At 60.5% G+C, this 22,180-nt stretch carries 17 protein-coding genes and 1 tRNA gene; 6 read left to right on the top strand and 12 right to left on the bottom strand.

Annotated elements, in window-relative coordinates; genetic code table 11:
• Together U9R81_RS13840 and bchL are read left to right on the top strand one after the other, a co-directional pair.
• The coding region (locus U9R81_RS13840; RefSeq protein WP_322496023.1) for a Coenzyme F420 hydrogenase/dehydrogenase, beta subunit C-terminal domain at positions 1-1,018 on the top strand (1,018 nt) is incomplete at its 5' end.
• Positions 1,019-1,183: 165 nt separating this feature from the next.
• Entirely contained in the window at positions 1,184-2,002 is an 819-nt protein-coding gene (gene bchL, locus U9R81_RS13835; RefSeq protein WP_066789072.1) for a ferredoxin:protochlorophyllide reductase (ATP-dependent) iron-sulfur ATP-binding protein, read from the top strand.
• A gap of 89 nt (positions 2,003-2,091) precedes the next feature.
• Here bchL and pgl read toward each other — a convergent pair whose 3' ends face one another.
• The 7 genes from pgl to U9R81_RS13800 form a co-directional block, all read right to left on the bottom strand.
• Positions 2,092-2,832 (bottom strand): 6-phosphogluconolactonase, encoded by a 741-nt coding sequence (pgl, locus tag U9R81_RS13830; protein ID WP_322496022.1) that lies wholly within the window; start codon positions 2,830-2,832, stop codon positions 2,092-2,094.
• Between the two features lie 471 nt (positions 2,833-3,303).
• Entirely contained in the window at positions 3,304-4,293 is a 990-nt protein-coding gene (locus tag U9R81_RS13825; RefSeq protein WP_322496021.1) for an aminoglycoside phosphotransferase family protein, read from the bottom strand.
• A complete protein-coding gene (locus U9R81_RS13820; RefSeq protein WP_322496020.1) occupies positions 4,290-7,661 on the bottom strand; it encodes a flippase activity-associated protein Agl23 in 3,372 nt (1,123 codons plus the stop codon). The genes U9R81_RS13825 and U9R81_RS13820 overlap by 4 nt, the downstream gene beginning before the upstream one ends.
• Before the next feature lie 133 nt (positions 7,662-7,794).
• A complete protein-coding gene (locus U9R81_RS13815) occupies positions 7,795-10,239 on the bottom strand; it encodes a flippase activity-associated protein Agl23 (protein WP_322496019.1) in 2,445 nt (814 codons plus the stop codon).
• 286 nt (positions 10,240-10,525) lie between these two features.
• Positions 10,526-10,813, bottom strand: coding sequence for a hypothetical protein (locus tag U9R81_RS13810; RefSeq protein WP_322496018.1), 288 nt, complete (start codon positions 10,811-10,813; stop codon positions 10,526-10,528).
• 153 nt (positions 10,814-10,966) lie between these two features.
• The gene (locus U9R81_RS13805) at positions 10,967-12,205 is read right to left on the bottom strand and encodes an MFS transporter (protein WP_322496017.1); all 1,239 of its coding nucleotides are present in this window, start codon (positions 12,203-12,205) and stop codon (positions 10,967-10,969) included.
• 91 nt (positions 12,206-12,296) lie between these two features.
• Positions 12,297-12,373, bottom strand: a tRNA-Val gene (locus tag U9R81_RS13800).
• 202 nt (positions 12,374-12,575) lie between these two features.
• Between U9R81_RS13800 and ppk1 the strand changes: the two genes are divergently transcribed.
• A complete protein-coding gene (gene ppk1 / locus U9R81_RS13795) occupies positions 12,576-14,678 on the top strand; it encodes a polyphosphate kinase 1 (protein WP_322496016.1) in 2,103 nt (700 codons plus the stop codon).
• A gap of 10 nt (positions 14,679-14,688) precedes the next feature.
• Here the strand turns inward: ppk1 and U9R81_RS13790 are convergent, their stop codons facing one another.
• Positions 14,689-15,855 (bottom strand): DUF3095 domain-containing protein, encoded by a 1,167-nt coding sequence (locus tag U9R81_RS13790; protein WP_322496015.1) that lies wholly within the window; start codon positions 15,853-15,855, stop codon positions 14,689-14,691.
• 153 nt (positions 15,856-16,008) lie between these two features.
• On the opposite strand from U9R81_RS13790, the gene U9R81_RS13785 reads away from it, so the two are divergent.
• Positions 16,009-17,391, top strand: coding sequence for a peptidase MA family metallohydrolase (locus U9R81_RS13785; RefSeq protein WP_322496014.1), 1,383 nt, complete (start codon positions 16,009-16,011; stop codon positions 17,389-17,391).
• A 38-nt stretch (positions 17,392-17,429) separates the two neighbouring features.
• On the opposite strand, the gene glyA is transcribed toward U9R81_RS13785, so the two are convergent.
• Positions 17,430-18,686: a serine hydroxymethyltransferase gene (glyA, locus tag U9R81_RS13780; RefSeq protein ID WP_322496013.1), complete on the bottom strand. Its 1,257-nt coding sequence runs from the start codon at positions 18,684-18,686 to the stop codon at positions 17,430-17,432.
• A gap of 102 nt (positions 18,687-18,788) precedes the next feature.
• A complete protein-coding gene (locus U9R81_RS13775; RefSeq protein ID WP_322496012.1) occupies positions 18,789-19,520 on the bottom strand; it encodes a metal-dependent hydrolase in 732 nt (243 codons plus the stop codon).
• A gap of 53 nt (positions 19,521-19,573) precedes the next feature.
• On the opposite strand from U9R81_RS13775, the gene trxA reads away from it, so the two are divergent.
• Together trxA and U9R81_RS13765 are read left to right on the top strand one after the other, a co-directional pair.
• Positions 19,574-20,074: a thioredoxin gene (trxA, locus tag U9R81_RS13770; RefSeq protein ID WP_416180966.1), complete on the top strand. Its 501-nt coding sequence runs from the start codon at positions 19,574-19,576 to the stop codon at positions 20,072-20,074.
• A 41-nt stretch (positions 20,075-20,115) separates the two neighbouring features.
• On the top strand, positions 20,116-20,394 hold the full coding sequence (locus U9R81_RS13765; protein ID WP_066788655.1) for a metal-sensitive transcriptional regulator: 279 nt from the start codon (positions 20,116-20,118) through the stop codon (positions 20,392-20,394).
• Between the two features lie 46 nt (positions 20,395-20,440).
• Here U9R81_RS13765 and U9R81_RS13760 read toward each other — a convergent pair whose 3' ends face one another.
• Positions 20,441-20,758 carry a winged helix-turn-helix domain-containing protein gene (locus U9R81_RS13760; protein WP_322496011.1) on the bottom strand — a complete coding sequence of 106 codons (318 nt, stop codon included), beginning with the start codon at positions 20,756-20,758 and terminating at the stop codon, positions 20,441-20,443.
• Between the two features lie 107 nt (positions 20,759-20,865).
• A complete protein-coding gene (locus U9R81_RS13755) occupies positions 20,866-22,173 on the bottom strand; it encodes a DUF5010 domain-containing protein (RefSeq protein WP_322496010.1) in 1,308 nt (435 codons plus the stop codon).
• Positions 22,174-22,180 lie beyond the last annotated feature (7 nt).

The raw sequence follows: 22,180 nt of genomic DNA, 5'->3' as shown, positions 1-22,180 counted from the left end.
CGTCTTTCGTATGAACCCGCCAATACCCGATGCTCAGTGGAGCGGCGCGGTCACCAGTCTCGGCGCGTTGCTGCTCGAACGCGGGTTGGTCGAGGGGGTGATCACCACCGCCGCCGCTCCCGGCACCCGCTTCGCGCCGCTGCCCATTCTGGCCCGCACCCCCGACGAGGTGCGCGCAAGCCGTGGCAATAAGCCGTGTCTCGCGCCGACCCTCGATATCCTGACCCAAGTGCGGCAATCCGGCCTGCGCCGGATCGCCTACATCGGCACCGGCTGCCAAGTCCATGCCCTGCGCGCCATTGAAGATCAGCTCGGTCTCGAACGGCTCTACGTGATCGGAATTCCCTGCACCGACAACACGACCTATCCCGACTTGCAACGCTTTTTGCAAGTCGTTTCGCGCTCGCCGGAAACGGTCGTTCACCACGAGTTTATGCAGGATTTCCGCATCTGGCTCAAGCACGAAGACGGCTCGATCGAGAAGGTCAACTTTGTCGATCTCGATGTCAGCAAGCTCGGTGGCGAGCTTGGCGTCTTCCCGCCGGCCTGCCTGAGCTGTTTCGACTACCAGAACGGCTTGTCAGACCTGACCATCGGGTACATGGGGGCGCCGCTGCCGCCGACCGAACGCTGGCAGTGGACGCTCATCCGCACCGAGCGCGGGGCCGAGATCTACGAGTTGCTGCGGCCTTACGTCGAAGAGCGCGAGCCGATCAGCGGCGGCGATCGCACTCGCGGTATGCCGGCCTATATCCAAATGCTGCGCAAACCGCCGCGACGCGCGCCGTGGCCGATCCGCCAGTTGGTCGCCTTTATCCAGCGCCGTAGCGGGCCGAAAGGCCTCGAATTCGCCCGTTCGGTGATCGAGATGAAACTGCTGCGCAATCTGCAATTCGTGCGCGAACGGCATGGCCGGCTCGAACGCCGCATTGTGCCCGGTTATGTCTACCGCGCGCTGGCTCGCTACGCCGATGTCTACCGGCGTGAGTTTGGCCGTGAGTTAGCGCCACCTGCGTAGGCGCTAAGTTGGTAAATGGAACCTCGCATAGGCGCGTAAGGACAGCACTGGCAGAAAAATTGGAATGAAGCAGCCGTCTGCTGTGCATGCACGCCGCTGCGAATGAGATGAAACGGTTTTCGGTATGAGATGCCGGCATCGCCGGCCTACGAGAAGGAGTTGTCCATGTCCCTCATCCTCGCGATCTACGGCAAGGGTGGGATCGGCAAGTCGACCACCTCGGCCAACCTGTCGGCGGCAATGGCGCTCAAAGGCGCCAAAGTGCTTCAGATCGGCTGCGATCCCAAGCACGACAGCACCTTTCCGCTCACCGGCCACCTCCAGCCGACGGTGATCGATGTGCTGGACAGCGTGAACTTCCATCTTGAAGATGTCAGCAAAGAGGATGTGATTCACACCGGGTTTGCGGGCGTTGATACGCTCGAGTCGGGCGGCCCTCCCGCCGGCAGCGGCTGCGGTGGCTATGTCGTCGGCGAAACGGTGAAGCTGCTGAAGGAGTTTGGTCTTTACGACAAGTACGATGTGATTGTCTTCGACGTGCTCGGCGACGTGGTCTGCGGCGGCTTTTCGGCCCCGCTCAACTATGCCGACTATGGCCTGATCATTGCTTGCAACGACTTCGACAGCATCTTTGCCGCCAACCGGCTCTGCCTCGCCATCGCGCAGAAGTCGCAGCGCCACAAGGTCAAGCTGGCCGGCATCGTCGCTAACCGGGTCGATTACGAGTTCGGTGGCACTACCTTGCTCGATCAGTTCGCCGAAAAAGTCGGCACCAAGGTGATTGGGCGCGTGCCCTACCACGACCTCATTCGCCGCTCGCGTCTTGCCGGCAAGACCCTGTTTGAGATGGAGGGGCCGGGCAAAGAGGAATGCACTCGCCCCTTCGAGGAGATGGCTGAGTATCTGCTCGCCCAACCCGAAGCCACTATTCCTAACCCCTACCACGACCGCGCCATCTTCGAGGCGATCGGCGGCTGGCGGTGATGAGCAAAGCTACGGTGAACGCATCAACGCATACGTTTTATGTGCTGATGCGTTCACCGCTTGCTCGTGAGCCGCACTACCGTGCGGCTTTACCCCTGCGGATTGGCCGCTCGATCAAGTAGCCAATAAATCTTTCCCCCCACCGGCTGGATCAAGCGGGTTGGTTGGTCGAGCCGATCACCCGTTTCCGCCAACGCTGCCGCCACTGCCGCCGCTTTGTCGGCCCCGCTGACCACGAAGATCACGGCGCGCGCTGCATTCAGCGCAGCCGGCGTCAGGCTCAGGCGCAGCGACGGCGGTTTAGGGGCATCACGCACCACCACCACCAGCCGATCCGCCGGTGCGGTTAAGGCTGGGTGGCGCGGGAAGAGCGAGGCGGTGTGGCCGTCCGGCCCTATGCCGAGCAGCACCACATCGAATGCGCCTCCATGCACAGCTAAGAGCGCCGCTGCCTGCTGCTGGTAAATCGCCGCTGCCTGTTCGGGATCGCGGTAGTAGGTTGGCGCCGGAAAGACTTGATCGGCCTGCACCGGCACATGATCGAGCAGTGTTTGGCGGGTAGCGCGGTAGGTGTTCTCGGCATCGTCAAACGGCACGTACCGCTCGTCGGCAAACAGCACACTCAACCCACCCCAGTCAATCTGGTCGCGCCACGGCGGATTCGCTAACAGCGGGTACAAGCGCGTGGTCAAGCTCCCTCCCGACAGCGCCACGAGCGCCCTCCCCCGCTCGTGGATCGCTGCCGCCAACTGTGTGGCCACCAGCGCCGCTGCTGCCCGATACAGATCATCGGCGCTGTCGTAGACCTCAATGGTGCGCTGTGGCGTCATAGGGTCACTCCTTCGCTGCAGCCTTGCGGGGTTGATGGCTTGGAGATGAGCCATTTTACCCTCACCCCCAGCCCCTCTCCCGCGCTAGCGCGGGAGAGGGGCGCTGCTACATTCCGTACCAGTCGTGCCGGATCCTCCCATCGCGCAGATCCCGCTCGCCCGCCGATCTTGAGGAGCGGACAGAACGTTTGCTCGAGCACAACTGTCGATCATTGTGCGATGCCGTAAAACCCCGTGCGGCGCTCCCCATCACCCCTCCCCCAACGGGAGAGGGGCAAGGGGTGGGGGCATCAGCCCGCGCAGCGGGCTTCGTACCCGTAGTCCGACCCTTCAGGGCCGGGTTCCAGACAGATGTTCTGTCCGCCCTTGAACCCACCATCAGGCGGGAACGAGAGCGCTACGCGGATCCTTTCTTATGGAGTGCGGCAGTCAAACTGCCGCACTCCATAAACTGTTTGTGGCTTTTCGTGGCTATGATCCCACTACCACTAGCTCAGCCAGCATCTGCCGCGCCGCTTCTGCGTCAGCCTCGTGCGGCAACCCGCGCACGTACCGGTCGCAGGCGCTCCACGCGCAGGCGAGCAGGCGCAACATCTGCAACCGCTCGCTCTCAGCTTGGCTCAAGGCGCCGGCGCCGCAATAGCCCTCGTACAAGCCCTCACGCCATGCCGCCGGCAGGTGCGCCCGCAAGCCAAACGCCAGATCGAAAAGACCGTCGCCGCTGATGAACCAACCCGGCTCTTCCAACGCCTCTAAGTGGACGTGCTGGCCTCCTACCGTGCAACGCACCGCCTGCGGGCCGAAGTTACCGTGGATCAATACTGGCGTTGGGCAAGCGAGCCGCGGATCAGCGAGCGCCGTCTGCAATGCCTGCGCTTCTGCCTCGCTAAAGACCAACTGCGGCGCCGGCGGGCTGGCCAGCCGCTGACCAATCGCTTTCAAGACGTGTTGCCAGTTTTGCCGCGGCCACCTCCCGCTAATGGTTGGCCGGCCCGCTCCCGGCATGCGCTGCCGGTGGAGCCGCCGCAAGGCTCGCCCCGCTTGGCGAGCAATGCTGTGGAGCAGGTGTTCATCAGTCAGTTCAGCCGCCGTCTGGCCGGCAATAAAACTCTCGACCGTATACGCAAACGGCACGAAGGTTTTGCTCAAGTCGCGATGAATGATACGCGCTCCCGGCACGCCTTCCAGCGCCACTCCCCGCACGAACGCCACATGCGCCGCCAGATCATCTTCTGGCGCGACCCGCAAGATGACGTGCTCGGTGGGCAAGGTTAGGCGCACCAGAATATGTCGCTTGGTCTGCCGGTAAAGCGTTGCGGCTTGCGGGCGCAGGTTTAACGCCCGCACCACCATGCCGGTATAGTCACCCAACCGGCTCAGACTGCGCTGCCACGCTTCACTCAGCTCGGTCGCCGCCGGCGAGATGAAGTGATTGAGATGGCGAAAGTCAGTGACGATCATGGCGTTGCCGGCGCTAAGGCCGGTAAGCTAAAGCGAGCCGCTCGCCCGCCGATCCGATCCACCATCCAGACGCTGCCGTCTGTCGCTACCGCCAACCCGCTAGGGCTGGCAATCGGCACGCCATCCTTGCCCACCCCCGTCCAGCGCAACAGCGCCTCGCCGCTAACGCTCGCCGTCAGCACGTGCTGGCGCGAGGGCACCGCCACATAGACCGTCCCGTCAGGGCTTACCGCCAGCATGGGGTCGTCGTAGGTATTGGCTTGCCAACCAGCCACCGGCCACGTCGCTAGCGGGATGGGATCGATCCGGCCATCGGCGGCGCGAGTAAAGACCTGCACCCGCCCGTTCCACGTATCGGCCACGTAGAGATTGCCGGCCGTATCGAACGCAAGGCTGGTCGGTTCGTTGAATTGGCCGGGGGCGCTGCCTGCGCCGCCGAATTGGTACAGGAAGTTGCCGTTGCTGTCGGTGACGACGATCCGTTTGTTGCCGGTATCAGCGATATAGACAGTACCCTCAGCGTCAACCGCCACCCCGCGCGGCCCGAAGAAGCCGAGCGGCACGGCAGCGTTGCGGGCCGGATCGCCTTCGGTAATCGTCGCTCGCCGCCCGTCGCCAAGATCGAGATCGCCGCTGCCCCAGCTCGCCACCGGACGCAACCCGGCGTCGTATTTCACAATCCGCGCATTCCACGTATCAGCAACGTAGAGGTTGCCTTGCGCGTCGCAAGCCAACCCACGCGGTTCGTAGAACTGATCGATCCCGCTGCCTTGCGTACCAAAATTGCGCAACAACCTGCCATCCGGCCCGAAGACCTCGATCCGGTGGTTGAGCGTATCAGCCACGTAGATATTGCCTTGCCGGTCGAGCGCAATCCCGGTCGCACCGCCGTTGCCGCTCGACAACCTGATCTCGTTGAGCGCGGCGAGCCGCAACATAGGCGCGGCGGTCACAGTTGTGGTCGGCTGCCCCACCCCGCCAGCCAGATCGCGCCGCAGCCACACCTCCACTTCGCGCGCACCGGGTACCAGCGGCTCCGGCAATTGGCGGAAGAGCAGGTAACGGCCCAGCGCTGGCCAGTTCTCGCGCCGGAACGGCCACAACAGCGCATCAAACGGCCCGTTCAATTCGCTGCTGAGATCGCGTCCGCAATCCTCTTGCGCCGCTGCCGCCGACCACGTGCTGTAGTAAAACCGCTTATAACCGGGGCTGCGCGGCGCGCATTTGCTGCCTTCGGGGAACCACCAATTGAACACACCCGCTTTACCGTAGGGTTGCACATACGACTCGCGCAACAGGTCGCGCAGCCGGTCGGTGACATACGGACGGTAGAGCATGACCATCGGCGCCAGATCACGGTTGCCGTCCGGCATCGTCACCGTGAGTTGTTCGACCGACGGCACGCGCCCTAGTTCACTGCCGTTGACCCAAACGATATTTTTGAAATCGCGCAAATACCACTGCAGCGGCCATGCCAGCGATCCCTCGGCGGTGCGGTCGCCGCCATCAAGAATGAGCGGCATCGTCAAACCGCCGGTCGTGTCTTGCGAGCTGCGGTTGCCGCGGGTCAGATTGATCGCCACCTCGCGGATGTCGGCAGCGTACCGCGGCACATCGGGCGCGGTCTGCGTGTAGATCAACGGCTCAATCGGCACGTCGGGGTGGTCATAGACCACCAACCACGAAGCGCGGATCATATACGCCGACAGTAAGGTTGCGACCGTCAGCCCTAACGCTGCTAGTACCGGCTTGACCCCCAACCGCCCAATCAAGGTGAGCAGCGCATAGATTAAGCCAGATACGATCAGCAGCGGAATAATCACTTGCAGAAATGCGTTTTGCCCGCCGCTGCCCAACCGCCAGAAGGTCACACCGATCGCTGCCGCCAACAAGATCACAATCAGCGGGATGAGCCAGATGTGCATCGGCGACCGTTCGCGCCGGATCAGATCGATCATCTGCCCAATCACCCATGCCGCCAGCAGATTCCCCGGCAACGCCATATGAACGACCAGCCACGGCATCTTTTCGCCGGCCCACGAAAAGATGATGATCGCGGTAAAGAACCAAAACACCACCAGCAAGGGGTAGAGCGGCCACGGCGCGAAGGCGACGAGGCGCGCGGTTTCATCAACATCCGCCGCCTCCTGCTCGGCCTCCTTCACCGCCGGTCGCGCCGCGCGCCGGCCCGCTAACCACCGCCGGACAACCGCCACGATCATAGCGACCACCACGCCGATCCCGCTCAGCACTGCCAGCGGTTCGTACAGCGGCAGCAACATCAGGTAGTAATACCACGGCTGATCGCCGCGGGCATACTCTTGCTGGCTGCCCAGCCAGTAGATTAAACCGGCGGTGATGCCATCAATGGCGCCGGGCAGATAGGTGAAGAAACTGGTGTAGAGGACGAGATAGATGCCGGCCCAAATCGCCAGCGCCTTCCACAGCGCCGGACGATCCTTTTGCCAAAGCAGACGGAGGCGCGTGGTCAAGATCGGTTCCGGCGGCCACAGGAGCTGGCAGAGCCATGCCAAGACCAAGGCCGAAGCGACCAGAAAGGCCTTTTCACCAATATACAACCCGCGCCCGAACGGCAGCGGCGGGTTGATAAGCATCAGCACCACACAGAGGCCGATCACCGCCAGCAGCACAATGTTGAGATAACGGGCAAACCGGCTTTCGGCCAGCAACCGCATCAGCACAAAGATGCCAAAAATAAACAGCAAGATATAGTACAGCTCGTGGGTGGCAATCGCCAGCGCCAACCCCGCCGCGGTCAAGTACAGCCACTGCCGTTTACCGGTATCGATCCAGCGCAGCGCGCCGATCACCATCCACACTTCCCACAGCACCATCAAGCCGTCATGGCGAGCAAACCGGGTGTAGTAGAGCAGCGTCGGCGAGAAACCGAGCAAGAGCGCCGCAATCAAAGCCCCAGCCCGGCCAAGGTATGGCCGCAGCCACCACGCCGACGCCACCAACCCAATCCCGGCCAGCGCCATCGGCAAGCGCGCCTGCGCATCGCCGTCGCCAAACAGAAAATAGGCCAGCGCAGTGAGGAAGTAGAGTGACGGGCCGTGGTAGACTGGATCGTAGCAGTAGGTCTCGTGAAACACACCGCCACGGGGATTGCCATTCTCGTTAAGGCCGCTCCAGCACGAGAACGCCCCCGCGCCGCTGTAAAGCCGCCAGCTCGACCACGCATGGATCGACTCATCGTGGTGGAGCGCCATGCGCTCCAGCCCCCACAGATGGGCGATCACGCTGGCCAATATGATCAACGCATAGAGCGCCGTCTCCCACCGCAGCCAGTCGGCCCGCAAGCGTCGATCGAGCAACGTTTCGGTTGTCAGTGTCTGTGTCGCCATAAAACGAATATAAGCGCCGTTAACTCGTTCATATCATCGGAGCGCGGGCTGCTCGCCCGTCTACCTATCCAGCTCTCTCCGGTACGGGTACAGCGCCGCTGTGCCCTAGGAATAGGGCATAGCAGCCCTTCCCCTACCGCTCCGGCATCCGCAGCGATCCGCCCAACCCCACCCCAATCTGCCGCGCCAACTCCGGGCGCACCGCAATCACAAAATCAGTCGAACCCAACCCTGCCGGCGGCTGGCGAAACATCAAGTAACGCCATAATTGCGCTGACGTATCGTAATCAAACGGATTCCGCAACAGCCGGTCGAGCAGCGAGCTGCCATTTAACCGGTACGCTTGGTCTTCGGGAAACCACCAGCGCAGCGGGTAACGCTGAATCACAAAGCCTTCCAAGTACGCCCGATTTTCGGGATAGCGATCGAGGTTCTCTTGCAAAAGCAACACCGCTTGCACCTCTTCCGCCGGCGGCCCGTTCAAGCGGCCTCCCGGCACAGCAATCGCTCCCGGCCAATCACGCAAATACCAAAGCCACACCGTCTCGTTATCGTACATCACCGGCAAGCGCGTGCCACCGCCGCGCCGCATCGACGCTTCTTCCAACCGTCGGATCACCCGCATCACATCAGGCGACGTCTGGGTATAGACCATCATCTCGCGGGCCACGTCGCCGGTCTGATAGGCCAGCCGCACACTGCCGCGCACCGTATATAGTCCAATCGCCACTGACAGACAGATCGCCGCCAGCGCCGCCGTCACCGTCCAGCTCCAGCGCAACCCGGCCCCGATCACCAGCAAGGTAAACAGAGTCAGCGTGAACAGCACCGCCATCCACGGCTGGATCGGCGAGGCCGGGCCGGCAGCCACTGTGATCAAGAGCAGCAGAAAACCCAGACTGATGATCAAGCCGAACAGCAAGCCAAAACTGAGCAACGATCCCTTGGGCAAGCCCAACGCTCCCGGACGCCATTCATCCAGCCAGCGCCAGCCACCGGCAGGCATAGGCACCAGATCACCGGCGCCTGCCGTGTCTACCGGCGCCGCCGCCTCGGTTGCTGCCGGTGTCGCTGCCTCCTCCCATGCCACTTGCCAACGCGCTGCCTGCGCTTGCGCCAGCGCCACCAGTTTCGCCACCGTCCACGCAAACAACAAGGTCAGCGGCAGCGTGATATGAATTGTGAGCCATGGCATCTTCTCACCGGCCCATGTGTAGATGCCAAACGCAGCCACCGACCACCACGCCATCAAACCGGCCGCAAACGCTTCTGGCCAGCGCCGACGCACCGCTTGGATCGCCAGCGGCAAACCGGTAGCCGCACCCAACAGCAACAACGGCTCGTAAGTGGCGAGGATCACGGCATAGTAATGGCCGGGTTGGCTGCCACGCTGCACATTATGTTGCGCCAACCAATAGAGCAACGAGCCGGCCACCCCCGAAATCAAGCCGAGCAGGTTGGTGAACATAGCCGTAAACAGCAGCGCGTAGATCGCGCCGGCGATAGCCAACGCCACTTGCCAACGCCGATCCGCCACCAGACTCGCCGCCACCGTCGCCGCCGGATCGCCGCGTGCTAGCGCTTGTTCCCACGGCGTCGCGCCGTTCGCGTCACGCCGGCGCCAGATCAGCCAGATCAGCAACGCCAACCCGCCGGTAAGCACGATGAACGCGCTGATAATGGCCGGATGGTTCACAAACCGGCCAATATCGGCCAGATAGCGCGCGCCGTTTTCCCACACCGAACGCCCGCCATCGCTATCCAACCGGTTACGCACCAACAGCGCATAGCCGTTATCTTCCGTTTCCAGCGGCGGCCAGCCAAACAGCGGCCCCGGCTGATCAACCACGATCGCACCGTTGGCGTCTCGCTGCGCATAGTGCCCGCCATCCACCACCGCCGTGCCGGGCAGCACAAAGATCAGCAACGCCAACGACAGCCCCAACCCGCCAATAATCGCCAACCCCGGCCGGAACACGCGCCAGCAGAAGATCGCCGCTAGCGGCGCCGCCATGATCAAGATGTAGAGGTAGGTCGTCTCTTGATTGGACAGCATCAACGCCAACGCCGCCGCACCCAGATAGAGCCAGCGCGGGCGCGGATCGGCGGCGTAGCGAACGATCGCCACCAACACCAGTATCTCAAAGAGCACCGAGTAAATGTCGTGGCGAAAAAAGCGCCCCACATAGAGCGCCACCGGTGAGATCAGCAGGTAGATGCTCGCGATCAGCGCCGCCAGTCGCCCAATCACCGGTCGCAGCAAGATCGGGCTGAGGGTAAGGGCAATACTAAACAAAGCCGCACTCAATCGCGCGGTTGTATCATTATCGCCAAATAGAAAAAACGTCAACGCGCCAAGATGGTACAGGAGCGGCCCATGCAAGAGCGGGTCGTGCATATAGCCGCGCCCGCTGAAGAGATACCACGAATACGCGGCGTGCAGCGTCTCATCGTGGTGAAAGGCGCGATCACCCAAAGCCCACAACCGGCTCACAATCGCGAGCACCGCGATCACCGCATAGGCTACCTGTTCAACTGTAGGAGTCCAGCGCCGTGCAACGGCTTCAGGCATCGACATAGTTTTCAGCGCGCCGTGATCTGTTTATCCTAAATCGCAGGCATTGTACACGAACGCTAGGCGCAGGGCAAGCGTTTCAATAGCGGTTTCTCATTGAGGCCAACATTGTACAGGCACCTATGTCATTGCGCGGGGGCGCTATTCCGCATGTCATTGCGCGGGCGCAACGCGCCCGAAGCAAGCTCCCCCTTTAGCGGAACCTATGGCTCAACTGACTCTTCCCGCCTCAGCCGGAGATTGCTTCGCCGCGCTGCGCGCGCCTCGCAATGACAACCGAAGAATTGACTCAATATGGAAAAAAGTCCTCTGGCATCACCTGCACATCCTTCAAGATCGCGATCACCCGCTGATCATCGCGCCGCACATGGCTGATCTGCCCGCTCACGTAGCGTTCTTGTTCACGCCAATAGACCGTATCGCCTTGCCGCAAATCGATCAACGCCGGACGCAAATACCCGCCAGCGCAGTCAATCACAATCCGCTGCTGACTCAGCTCATCAACCGGCAAATCGGTATACCGCCGGCCATACCCGCGCCGGATGACGGAAATGGTGCGAAGTGATGGTTGTGCCATAGTGATGTTACAGGTTTATCAATATTTAGTCGCTATCTCAGTGGATCTATGTGTGATACAAGATGCAAAGCATCAAGGATGTCGGAAGGTAACGAACCGCAACCATCATCAAGCCATCAACTCTCGCACTCTATCTGCCTTCCCCACACCCCACTACTTTCCCACGCGCAGCCACGCAAACAATGCCACCCCTAGCAACCGGATCACGCTGGCCACCACCAACATCGGCACGATCCCAATCACATCAGCGAATAGCGTCGCCACCAGCGGCATCACAAACAGCGCAAGGTTTTGCAAGGTTTGAAACAGCCCAACATACGTCGCCTGCCGCTCAGCGGGAATTGTGCTCAACACCAAATCAAAATTGACCAGATCGTTGCCGGCGACACAGAATGTTACCAGTCCAGCCAGCACAGCCAGCAACCACGGCGCATCAGTCAGCGCTACCCCAAACGGGTACAGTGCCATACCGAGGCTGCTCGCCAGCAAGACGCCGTTATTGCCCAGCCGTGGCGCTGCCGCCGACCAAACCGCATACGCGACCAACAACACCCCATTGCCGACCATGCTGATCAAGCCGATCCAGCTATCGTTGAGACCAGTCTCGCGCACGTAGTAGAGCGGCAGCAGCGGGATCGCCATCGCCACGCCGCTGCGGAACACAAACGCGCTCCACGCATAGTGCATAAACGCTGGCGGCGCTTGTTTCAGCGCCACCAACAACGAATTGTCACCGCGCTGCGTCGCTGTGGGGGCGTGTTCGGGCAACGCAATCGCCCGCGAAAAGAAAAAGCTTAACAGTCCGCCGGCGACCGAGCCGATAAACACCACTTGATAGTTGAGTGGAAAGGGCATCTGATCCAGCACGCCGCCGATCAGCGCCACTGTCACCGCCGTCGCCAAGCCCAGCAGCGACCAGCGCATGCTCATGAGCGCATAGCGGCGCTGCGGCCCAGCCACCCCGCCCATAACGATCGTGAATGCGACATTGACAAAGGTTGAGGGGATCGTCACCAGCGCCCAGATGATGATAATCATCCACGGCACTGCTGCTAGCGGCAGCGCGAACGGCAAGAGGCCAAATACCACATACGATGCCAGCACCCAGAACCGCATGCCCGAATACCAGACCACAACGTTGCGCTGCCGTTCGAGGAACCGTCCGATCGGCAAGGCAAACAGCGCGCCGGCCAGCGCCGGCAGCGATGTAATCAGACCAACCAGCAAGCTCGATGCGCCCAACCGGGCTAAAAAGATGGGCAAAAACACGCCCACGCCAGTGACGATCCCAACCCCAATCCCATCGATCAGCACGTTGCGGATATTGCGTTCAGTGACATCGGTTGGGCATACCAGCGCGCGCAACTCGGCGCGCGAGATGAGCGGTCGCATGCTGCTGCCTTTGATCGGCTCACAAGTCGCGGCGAGCGATCCTCGATCGGCGTGAAAATCAGTGCGCGGCCACGTGGCCGCGCAGGTGGGGTGGTGGGCGATACTGGACTCGAACCAGTGACCTCATCGGTGTGAACGATGCGCTCTAACCAACTGAGCTAATCGCCCGCGTTCTGGCAAAGAGTATAGCACATCTGGCTAGTTTGTGCAAATCGTTCATCCCGGCTATACTATGTTCATACAGAGCTGTTGCCATTCAGCGAACGATCATCTGCCATTTGCTTCATCATCAGCCCGATGTCACGCTTCACCTGCGCCAGTGTAAGCGTATGTGCAGCCAACGGGTTTCTTATCGTTTATGGTCACGCCTATGACGGTTCAACCAGCACCGTTGCCCGATATGCAGCCAGTCATTGAGTCACGCTATTTCAATCGTGAATTAAGCCTGATCGAGTTTAACCGCCGTGTGCTCGAAGAGGCGATGGATCCGCGCAACCCGCTGCTCGAGCGGGTGAAGTTTCTGGCGATTTTTGCCTCGAACCTCGACGAGTTTTTTATGATCCGGGTCAGTGGCATCAAGCAACAGATCCGCGCCGGCGTTCAGAAACGCTCCCCTGACGGCCAAACGCCCAGCGAGCAGTTGAGCGCGATTCGCCGCACCCTGTTGCCTATTCTTGAACAAGAGCGCGATCTGCTGCTGAACGATCTGCTCCCTGCGCTGCACGAACAGGGTATTTCGATCCTGAATACTGTCGCTCTCAACGAAGCACAACGGGTATGGATCGCCGATTATTTCCACCGCCAGATCTTCCCAGTGCTAACGCCGTTGGCGTTCGACTCGAGCCGGCCTTTCCCGTTCATTTCCAACCTGAGCCTCAATCTGGCAGTGGTGATCCGCGATCAGGCGAAAGGCGAGCTCTTTGCCCGCATCAAGGTGCCCGAAGTCTTGCCGCGCCTGATCCCGCTGCCTGCCGAACTCTGCCCGCCCAAAAGCGATATTCCGCCCGGTCGCTGCCATTGCTTCATCTGGCTTGAACAGGTGATCGCCGATCATCTCGAACAGCTCTTCCCCGGCATGAATGTGGTTGAGGTCTATCCCTTCCGCGTCACCCGCAATGCCGATGTCGAGATTGAAGAAGACGAGGCCGATGACTTGTTGGCGACGATCGAGCAGGGGTTGCGCCAACGGCGTTTCGGCGAGGTGGTGCGGCTAGCCATTGACAATGGGATGCCCGAACGGATTTGCCAGTTGCTGGCAGCAAACCTCAAAGTCGGCCCCGAAGATATCTATTCGGTGCGTGGGCCGCTTGGGTTGAGCGATTTGATGCAATTGACGCGCCTCGACCGCCCCGATCTGAAGGATCCGCCGTATGTGCCGCGGCTGCCGGCAGTATTAAAGAATGGGAATAGCATCTTCGATGCAATCCGGCAGGGGGATATTTTACTCCACCATCCGTACCACTCGTTTGCACCGATTATCGATTTTATTCAGGCTGCCGCCGAAGACCCTCAGGTGCTGGCAATCAAGCAGACGCTCTACCGCGTGGGGCGCAATTCGCCTATCGTGCAGGCGCTCATGTATGCCCGCGAGCAGGGTAAGCAAGTGACGGTGGTAGTTGAACTCAAAGCCCGCTTCGACGAAGAGAACAATATTACGTGGGCGCGAGCAATGGAACGGGCCGGCGTGCATGTCGTCTATGGCTTGGTTGGCCTCAAAGTCCATGCCAAACTAGCAATGGTTGTGCGCCAAGAGAGCGACGGCATCCGGTGTTATGTCCATCTCGGCACTGGCAACTACAACGCAGTGACGGCGCGGGTTTACACCGACCTCGGTCTTCTCACCTGCCGGCCCGAAATCGCCGCCGATGTGGTTGATTTGTTCAATTATTTGACGGCATACAGTCGGCAGAAGGAGTATCGCACCCTCTTGGTCGCGCCGGTCAATCTGCGCCGGCGCATGACCGAACTGATCGAAGAGGAGATCGCGCTTCACCGCTTGCACAGCAATGGCCGGATTATCTTTAAGATGAACGCACTGGTTGATCGCAAGATTATCGATGCCCTTTATGCTGCCTCGCAGGCCGGCGTCCAGATCGATCTGATTGTGCGCGGGATGTGCTCGCTCCGCCCGCAAGTACCCGGTCTATCCGACAACATTCGCGTGCGGTCGATTGTCGGCCCCTATCTCGAACATAGCCGGATCTATTACTTCTACCACGGCGGCAAACCCAAGATTTATATCGGCAGCGCCGATATGATGGAACGCAACCTTGATCGCCGCGTCGAGGAACTCTTCCCGCTGACCGATCCGGCGGCAATGCACTATGTCACCGAGACGTTGTTGACGACCTATCTTACCGATAACCTCCGCGCCCGCGAGCTGCAGCCTGATGGCCGTTATGTGCGGGTGACACCCAATGGCCACGAGGTAATCGATAGCCAAGATCCGGCCCGGATTATTACCGGCTGCTGACTAGCGCCATCTACCGCAGCCGCTGTTTGAGGTCAAACGCAGCGAGGGTAAAACCGCCGTCAGCGCCGTCAACAAAGTGAATCTGGCGCCCTATCCGCTCGAAGACCACGCAGGTGAGCATCACCTCTGGCGAGCGGTGCGCGCCAAACACCAGCTCACCCGCTGCGGCGCGCGCTTCAAGCCACGCCAGCAGTTGGTTGTGTCGCTCATCGTTGCCCGAAATGATCATGCGCAGCACATCATCGTATTTGCGATAGTCGGCTGCCGTCACCACATGCTGCCGGTAGCGATCCCACCACGGATCTTCGCCACGCCATTGTTGCAGCCGCCGATAGCCGCGCACGCCTAAATTGAGACTATAAATCCGCGCCCAGTACGCTAATTGCGCTATCAGGCCCAAGCCGCCGCGCAGTCGCGCCTCTGGCCAGAGCGCAGCCGGCTTGGCGCTGGCTTGCATCCGTGAATAGTGCAACGGATGGTACGCCTGATCGCCGCCATAGATCTGCTCAATCGCGTCGATCACCATCCGGTACACGGCCATAGTAGAAACCGGATCGGCCTGCGGTAAGACCTGCACAATTAGGCACAAGGCTGCTCCATGGGCCGGCGGGATGGTGTTCCAACGGCACTCGAGCCCGCTTAGGTTCGCTTCGTCAGGATTACCGGGAGCGACCATCACCGCTGCCGCTGCCTCTTCATCTTTCACCAACCGCTCGGCATAGCTCATCCCGCCGCCGCTGAACACTGCCTGCGCCACCTGTTGGTTCAGCGCCAACCGCCCGACTAACACCTGATAGCCGGCTTGCGTAATTGCGTTGGCCGGCACAGCCCCCACCCGCAGCTCAAGATTAAACGCCTGCCGGGCCAAGCCACTGACCGCGCTCAGCGCCCGTAACGTCGCATCAACTAGCTCCGGCGGCACTGCCAACGAGGCGCCATCGCCGCCAAAGACAAACGGAATTTCGACCCCGGCGGCCACATTCAGCGCCGCAGTAATGGTGGCGGCGCCAACCATATTCACCTCTTTATACCGTCCTTCGGCCACCGCGCGCGTCGATCCGCGCACATCGCATACGATCACCGTCCAATCATCCGGCAGCGGCTGATAAGCGTTCAAATCAGCAATATCACTGAACTTGGTCAAGAGTGGCAGTTGCGCGAAAAAGGATGTTGTCATAGACGTTGAGCTCGCATGTCAATCCAGTTCATCACCTTGGCGCGATTGTCGGCGGCAGTGAGGCAGAAGCTCACCGCCGCCGGAGCTGTCCTAGCATATCCCCTCTGACCATGGTACACTACCATTGTCATGGATCGCCTTACTGCAAAGATTATGATCAGATTACGGCTCTGGCTAATCACGCTGGCAGCGCTATGCGCATGGCTGGCCGGCGGCGTGACGCTGGCTCAGCCAATGTGGATCGAGCAAAGCACGGCCTATTTCCGCCTCGTTTACGCGCCTGCAGATGAGGCAATCGCTGGCGAATACGCGCTTATTATCGATACATTGTATAACGAATTAAGCACCACGTTCGCCTTTCAACCAACCACGCCGCTAACCTTACGCCTCTACCCCACCAGCGAGTCCTACTTCACCGCCAATCCTGCCGCGCGCAATGTCCCCGGCGTGATCGCCCACGCCGATTTTCGCCGCCGCGAAGTGGTAGTGATTGTCGAGCGGGCGCGCCGCCAGAGTAAGACTGCTCAGATTAACAACTTACGCCACGAGTTGACCCATATCTTTGCCGCCGAGCTTAGCAATGGCCGGTTGAATGTCGGTTTGCAAGAGGGGATTGCGCAATATATGGAATTGCCGGGGCCGGATCGCGACGATAAAATCGCTATGCTGCGCGATCTTACCCAGCGCGGGGCGTTGTGGTCATGGGCCATGTTAGATGATCGCAACGCGATCTATGGCCAACCCGAATTGAGTTACCCGCAAACGTGGTCAATCGTTACCTTTTTGATCGAGCGTGACGGCTTTGAGCAGTTTCGCCGATTGCTCACCGCATTGCCCCAAAGCAGCGGCTACCGTTCGGCGATGGCGGCGATCTATGGCGTCTCGGCCACCACCCTTGAAAGCGAATGGCGAGCATGGCTGCCCGCCTTCTTGCAGCTCGAACCGGCTGCTCTTCCGCCGGCAGTGATCGATCTCGCACCGGCCCAAGCCTTGCTCGCCGCCGGCGATTATGATCGCGCCTTGCGCGAACTTGAACGACTTGGCGCAATTGCCGATGCCGAGGCGCAAAACCGTATCGCTGCGCTGCAAGCGCGGGCCCAGATCGGGCAGCGGGCCAATCAATTAACTGAAGCCGCCCGCACCGCGTTGCTCACCGGCGAATATGAACAGGCCGCGCGGCTGATCGGGCAAGCCGAGCAAGCCTACCGCGAGATCAATGACAACCGCCAAGTGACCGTGCTCGCTGAGTATCGGGCGCGGGTAGCGCGCGGGTTGCAAGCTGGTGAAACGCTACGCTGGGCTGATGCGCAAGCCCGCCGGTTTGACATCTTCGGCGCGCAGGCAAACGCTGAAGCGGCTGCGCGTGAGTTTGCCGCTTTGGGTGATGAGGTGCGGCGTGATAACGCTTTAGCGCTGCGCCGGAGCCTTGCCGAACAGCAGCGCACCCTCGCCGCTGCCCTGCTCTTCTTTGGCGCGGCTGGACTGGCGATCCGGTTGATCGGGCGTCAATTGTGGCCAGCGTCGGAAGCATGGTAATGGGCCGCACGGCCGTGCGGCCCGCCAACCATTGGCCGTTACCGCACCTGCACCATATCAGCCGGCACCGGGAAATGGTGGCACATGTCAGCCACCTCGGACGCAATGCGCGCCAACCGCCCGTCGTCGTCGGGGTACATCAGCACCTCGCCGATCCACGCCGCAATCTGCGCCATCTCACGCTCGCGCATACCGCGCGTCGTCACCGCTGGCGTTCCGATCCGGATGCCGCTCGTCTTCATCGGTGGCTGCGGATCGTCGGGGATAGCATTCTTATTGACGATAATCGCCGCTTTATCCAACGCCCGCTGCGCCTGCGCCCCGGTCAAGCCGGTGCTCCGCAAATCGACCAGCATCAGGTGGTTATCGGTGCCGCCACTGACCAGTGTCAGCCCTTGCCCGCGCAACCCTTCCGCCAAGGCCCGCGCATTGAGCCGGATCTGAGCGGCGTACTGCTTGAATTCAGGCCGGAGCGCCTCGCCGAAAGCAACCGCTTTGCCGGCAATCACGTGCATCAACGGCCCGCCCTGCGTCCCCGGAAAGACGCTGGAATTAATCTGCTTAGCCAACTCTTCCCCCATCAAGATGAGACCGCCGCGGGGGCCGCGCAATGTCTTGTGCGTCGTGGTGGTGATGATATGCGCATGCCCCACCGGCGACGGATGCTCGCCAGCCGCCACCAACCCAGCGATATGGGCAATATCAGCCATCAGCAACGCGCCGACCTCATCGGCGATCTGGCGCATGCGGGCAAAATCAATGATGCGCGGGTAGGCGCTCGCACCCGACGTAATCAGCTTAGGCCGGATTGCGCGCGCTTTGGCGGCTAAATCGTCGTAGTCGATCTGGCCGCTCTGCAGATCGACGCCGTAGAACTGCACGTTATACCACTTGCCAGAAAAATTGACTGGACTGCCGTGGGTGAGGTGACCGCCGTGGTCAAGTCGCATGCCGAGAATAGTATCACCGGGTTGCAACAGAGCGGTGAACACCGCGATATTGGCTTGCGCGCCGCTGTGCGGCTGGACATTGGCGTGCGTCGTGCCAAACAACTGGCAGGCGCGGTCAATCGCTAACTGCTCGATTGCGTCAACAAACTCACAGCCGCCGTAGTAGCGCCGTCCGGGCAAACCTTCGGCATACTTGTTAGTCAACACCGACCCTTGCGCCTCCATCACCGCAAGGCTGGTATAGTTCTCGCTGGCGATCAGCTCAAGACCCTGCCGCTGGCGTTGCGCTTCGCGCTCGATCAAGTCAGCAATGATTGGATCGGTTGCGCGCAAATGTTCGAGCATCGTTTCTTCTCCCTGTCGTAGTGCTGTTCAAAAGCGAAAAAGCCGTTCTGTTCGCTGGCGCAAACCGGCAACCAGAACAAACGTACCATCATCGCTGCTTGCTTAGCTCACCGACTCACCGGGCTTTAACACGATGATCTCGGTGGTTACCCCAAACTCACGGCAATGCTCAGCCAACGCTTCCGGCGTGCCGGCGAGGATCGGGAACGTGCCGTAATGTTCGGGAATCGCATACTTGGCGCCGATCAGCTTCAGCGCATACGCCGCTTGGCGCGGATCCATCGTAAAGTGATCGCCAATCGGCAGGATGACCAGATCGGGGCGATACAGATCGCCGATGATCTGCATATCCATAGTCACGCAGGTATCGCCGGTATGATAGACGGTAAAGCCGTTGCTGAAGCGCAAGACATAACCGGCGGCCGTGCCCAGATTGATAATTTGGCCGTTTTCGTAGATGGTGCTGGAATGATGGGCCGTTGTCATCGTCGCGCGCACATCGGCCACCGTCACTGTGCCGCCCTTATTGAACCCAACCAATTGCGCCGCCGGGATGCCTTCACCTTCAAAGTACGGCACCATATCGTATTGGCATACCACCGTTGCCCCGGTTTCGCGCGCCAAATCGACGACATCGCCGATGTGATCGAAGTGGCCATGGGTGATAAAGATCGCTGCCAAGTTCTCGCGCACCCGCGCCTTTAACGGCTCTGGACAGATCGGGTTGCCGTCAACCCACGCATCGATCAAGATATTACGGCCCTCCGGCGTCGTCAGATGGAAGGTGCCATGACCAATAAATGTAATGGTGACATCACGCCCTAGCGTTGCCAAGGTTGCCTCCTTCCGGTCACAAATCACGAACTTCTTACGGGCCGATACCATCTATGGAAACCCGGCTTGGTGCTGATCGCGCCTTCAGTATAACACAGAGCATCATCCTCTTGACAACTGGCCCAGCCTCGGGTATAGTATACCCCCGGGGAGTATATTGTTACCGCTCGCACTGCGGCGAATCAGCTGCCGCTCACGAATCATTGAGGAGGATAGAACCAATGGCTAAGCCCATCGTAGTAAACGATTCCGATTTTGCCGAGAAGGTCTTGCAATCGAGCACGCCAGTCGTGGTCGATTTTTGGGCGCCGTGGTGCGGGCCGTGCCGTGTCATCGCCCCCATTCTTGACAAGCTGGCCAACGAGTACGAAGGCCGGCTCACCATCGCCAAGGTCAACACCGACGATAACGTCCGCTATGCTTCCCAGCTCGGCATTCAGGGCATTCCGACGCTGGTCATCTTTAAGAATGGCAAGGAAGTCGGGCGGTTGATTGGCGCGCGCCCGGAAGCGATGTATCGCGAGATCTTCGATAAAGTGCTGGCAATGGCGTGAACACTCCGCTGCCAACGCCCGACCCGGCAAATGAACAGCCTATGAACGCCGGTGGTCATCCATTAGCGCCTGAACGGCGCGACGAGCTAGTGCGCCGGTTACGGCGCATCGAAGGCCAAGTGCGCGGCATTCAGCGCATGGTGGAAGAGGGCCGTGACTGCCGCGATATTGTCCACCAGATCGCTGCCATCCGGCAAGCATTGGCTAGCGCCAATAGCGTTGTGCTCGAATGCTATGCGCAAAATTGCCTGAGCGATAGTGAGCGTTGCCGCGCCGAAACGATCAACGAGCTGATCGAGCTGTTTAAAGACGTGTGTTAGCCCGCTATGCGCCGGGAGTGAGCTGCTCGCTCACTTCCGGCGGATGCTATTCAGAACCGATTGCGGTTGCTACTTCACCGGTTTCCGTCGCATTCCCATTGAGCAAGATAGCCAGTAAATCGCGCACTGTCAACCCTTTCTGGGCCGGATGGCGCAACGGGCGATCGGCATAGATGGTGTACGCGTTATGCCGGCCCTCGCGCACATGTGAAATATAGCCAGCCTCATGCAGATCGTGCAAAATGCGCTGCACGGCCCGCTCGGTAATCCCAACCGTCTGAGCAATGTCGTGCGCTGTCACCCGCGAGTTGCGGGCAATGCAGAGCAAGACCTGCGCATGGTTGGTCAAGAATGTCCAACTCATACGATCGACTTTCTAGACGTATACCGCAAATACTCGTTTCATAATATTGTACCAGCGTTATTGATTACAAGCGAGGGGAAGGATACACACCCCAGTAGTGAGCGACTTCACGGCGCTGGGCCAAAGGTTGCTCGCCATTCGCGAATGATTTGCAGGTAGAAATCAGGCGGCAAGGGGCGACTATCACGGTCGGTGTACGCCGCCGGCGCCACGGCGGTATTTTCCGGCCACTCATTCCACGTCTCAATCAGCACCAGATCGGTATCGGGCGGGATAGCCGCGAGACTGGCCCGCAGAAAGGCGCCGGGAGCAACTGGCCCGCCGCCGGGAGGTTCATCACGTGGCTGCACCCGCGGGTCGCTTACCCCCGGAATGCGCGAGTTATCAAACCCCGGCCCGGCGCTGCTCACCTTAAACCCGCGCAATTCACCGGTATACGGCCCTACTAGCGCCGTCCCCCAGCGATAGACGCCATCCGCCGCTTCGACGCTGCTCGGCAAGCCTGCCGGCGGGGCGAGCGCCTGCGGGTTGAACCACGTCTCTTCGAGGATCAGCCACGGTTCGACGCCAAAATCGGCGCGAAAGGCATCTTTGACCGCTCGCCACAGCGCGCCGCTCAGTTCGAGATTATCGCAACACAGGGCCGTATAGGTGACGATAATCGGGCGACCATTGATCGTGGCCCACATCTCGCGCGGCACCCGCTGAAAGAAATCGCGAATGTGCAGGTTGTAGAAGAAATAGCCGCTCCGCGGGTCACCGAGGGGCAAGCGAGGCACGTTCGGGCCAAACCGGTAGCCATTGCCCATAAACTCTTGATACATGCCTTGCTGGGCCGTGGTATCGAGAAACATCCCGATCTGCAAGGGCTGCGCTAAGACACCGTTCGCTTGCACCAGCAAGTTGATCCGATCCTGTTGAAACCACGGATGCGGATGATTGCCCCAACTCACCGGAAAGACGATATCTATCCCGGTGGCGGCCATTGTGCGCAATTCGCGCTCGTACCAGTCATAGTTATACGAAGAATAGCTGAGGCCATCGCGCGGATCGGGATCATCGGGCAGCGGCGTCAACCAACCGGGAGGGACTGCGCGCAGTTGGTTAGGGTTGCATTCCTGTTGCGGGCAGTTGTACCAATAGAAAAAGAAGGTACCAATCGGCGGCCCGCGCCGCACCGGCGTTGCGGGAACTATGGTCGCCGCTGGCTGGCTTGGCCCGGCTCCACTTGGCAGTGAAGGCACTGGGGTTGCCATCGGCGCCGGTAGTGTTGGTCCGACATCACTTGGCGATGAAGAGACTGGCGTTGCCGGCGTAGGCTCAGCAGGCGGCAGGCTACAGGCAGCTACGGCAACGATCAGCGCAACCGCGATAAATAATCGTATGCGCACCAGTAGAGTCTTGATCGTATCCATACATAGG

Source organism: Chloroflexus sp. (genome assembly GCF_034435895.1).
Classification (GTDB): domain Bacteria; phylum Chloroflexota; class Chloroflexia; order Chloroflexales; family Chloroflexaceae; genus Chloroflexus.
This window is presented reverse-complemented; position numbering and strand designations above follow the sequence as displayed.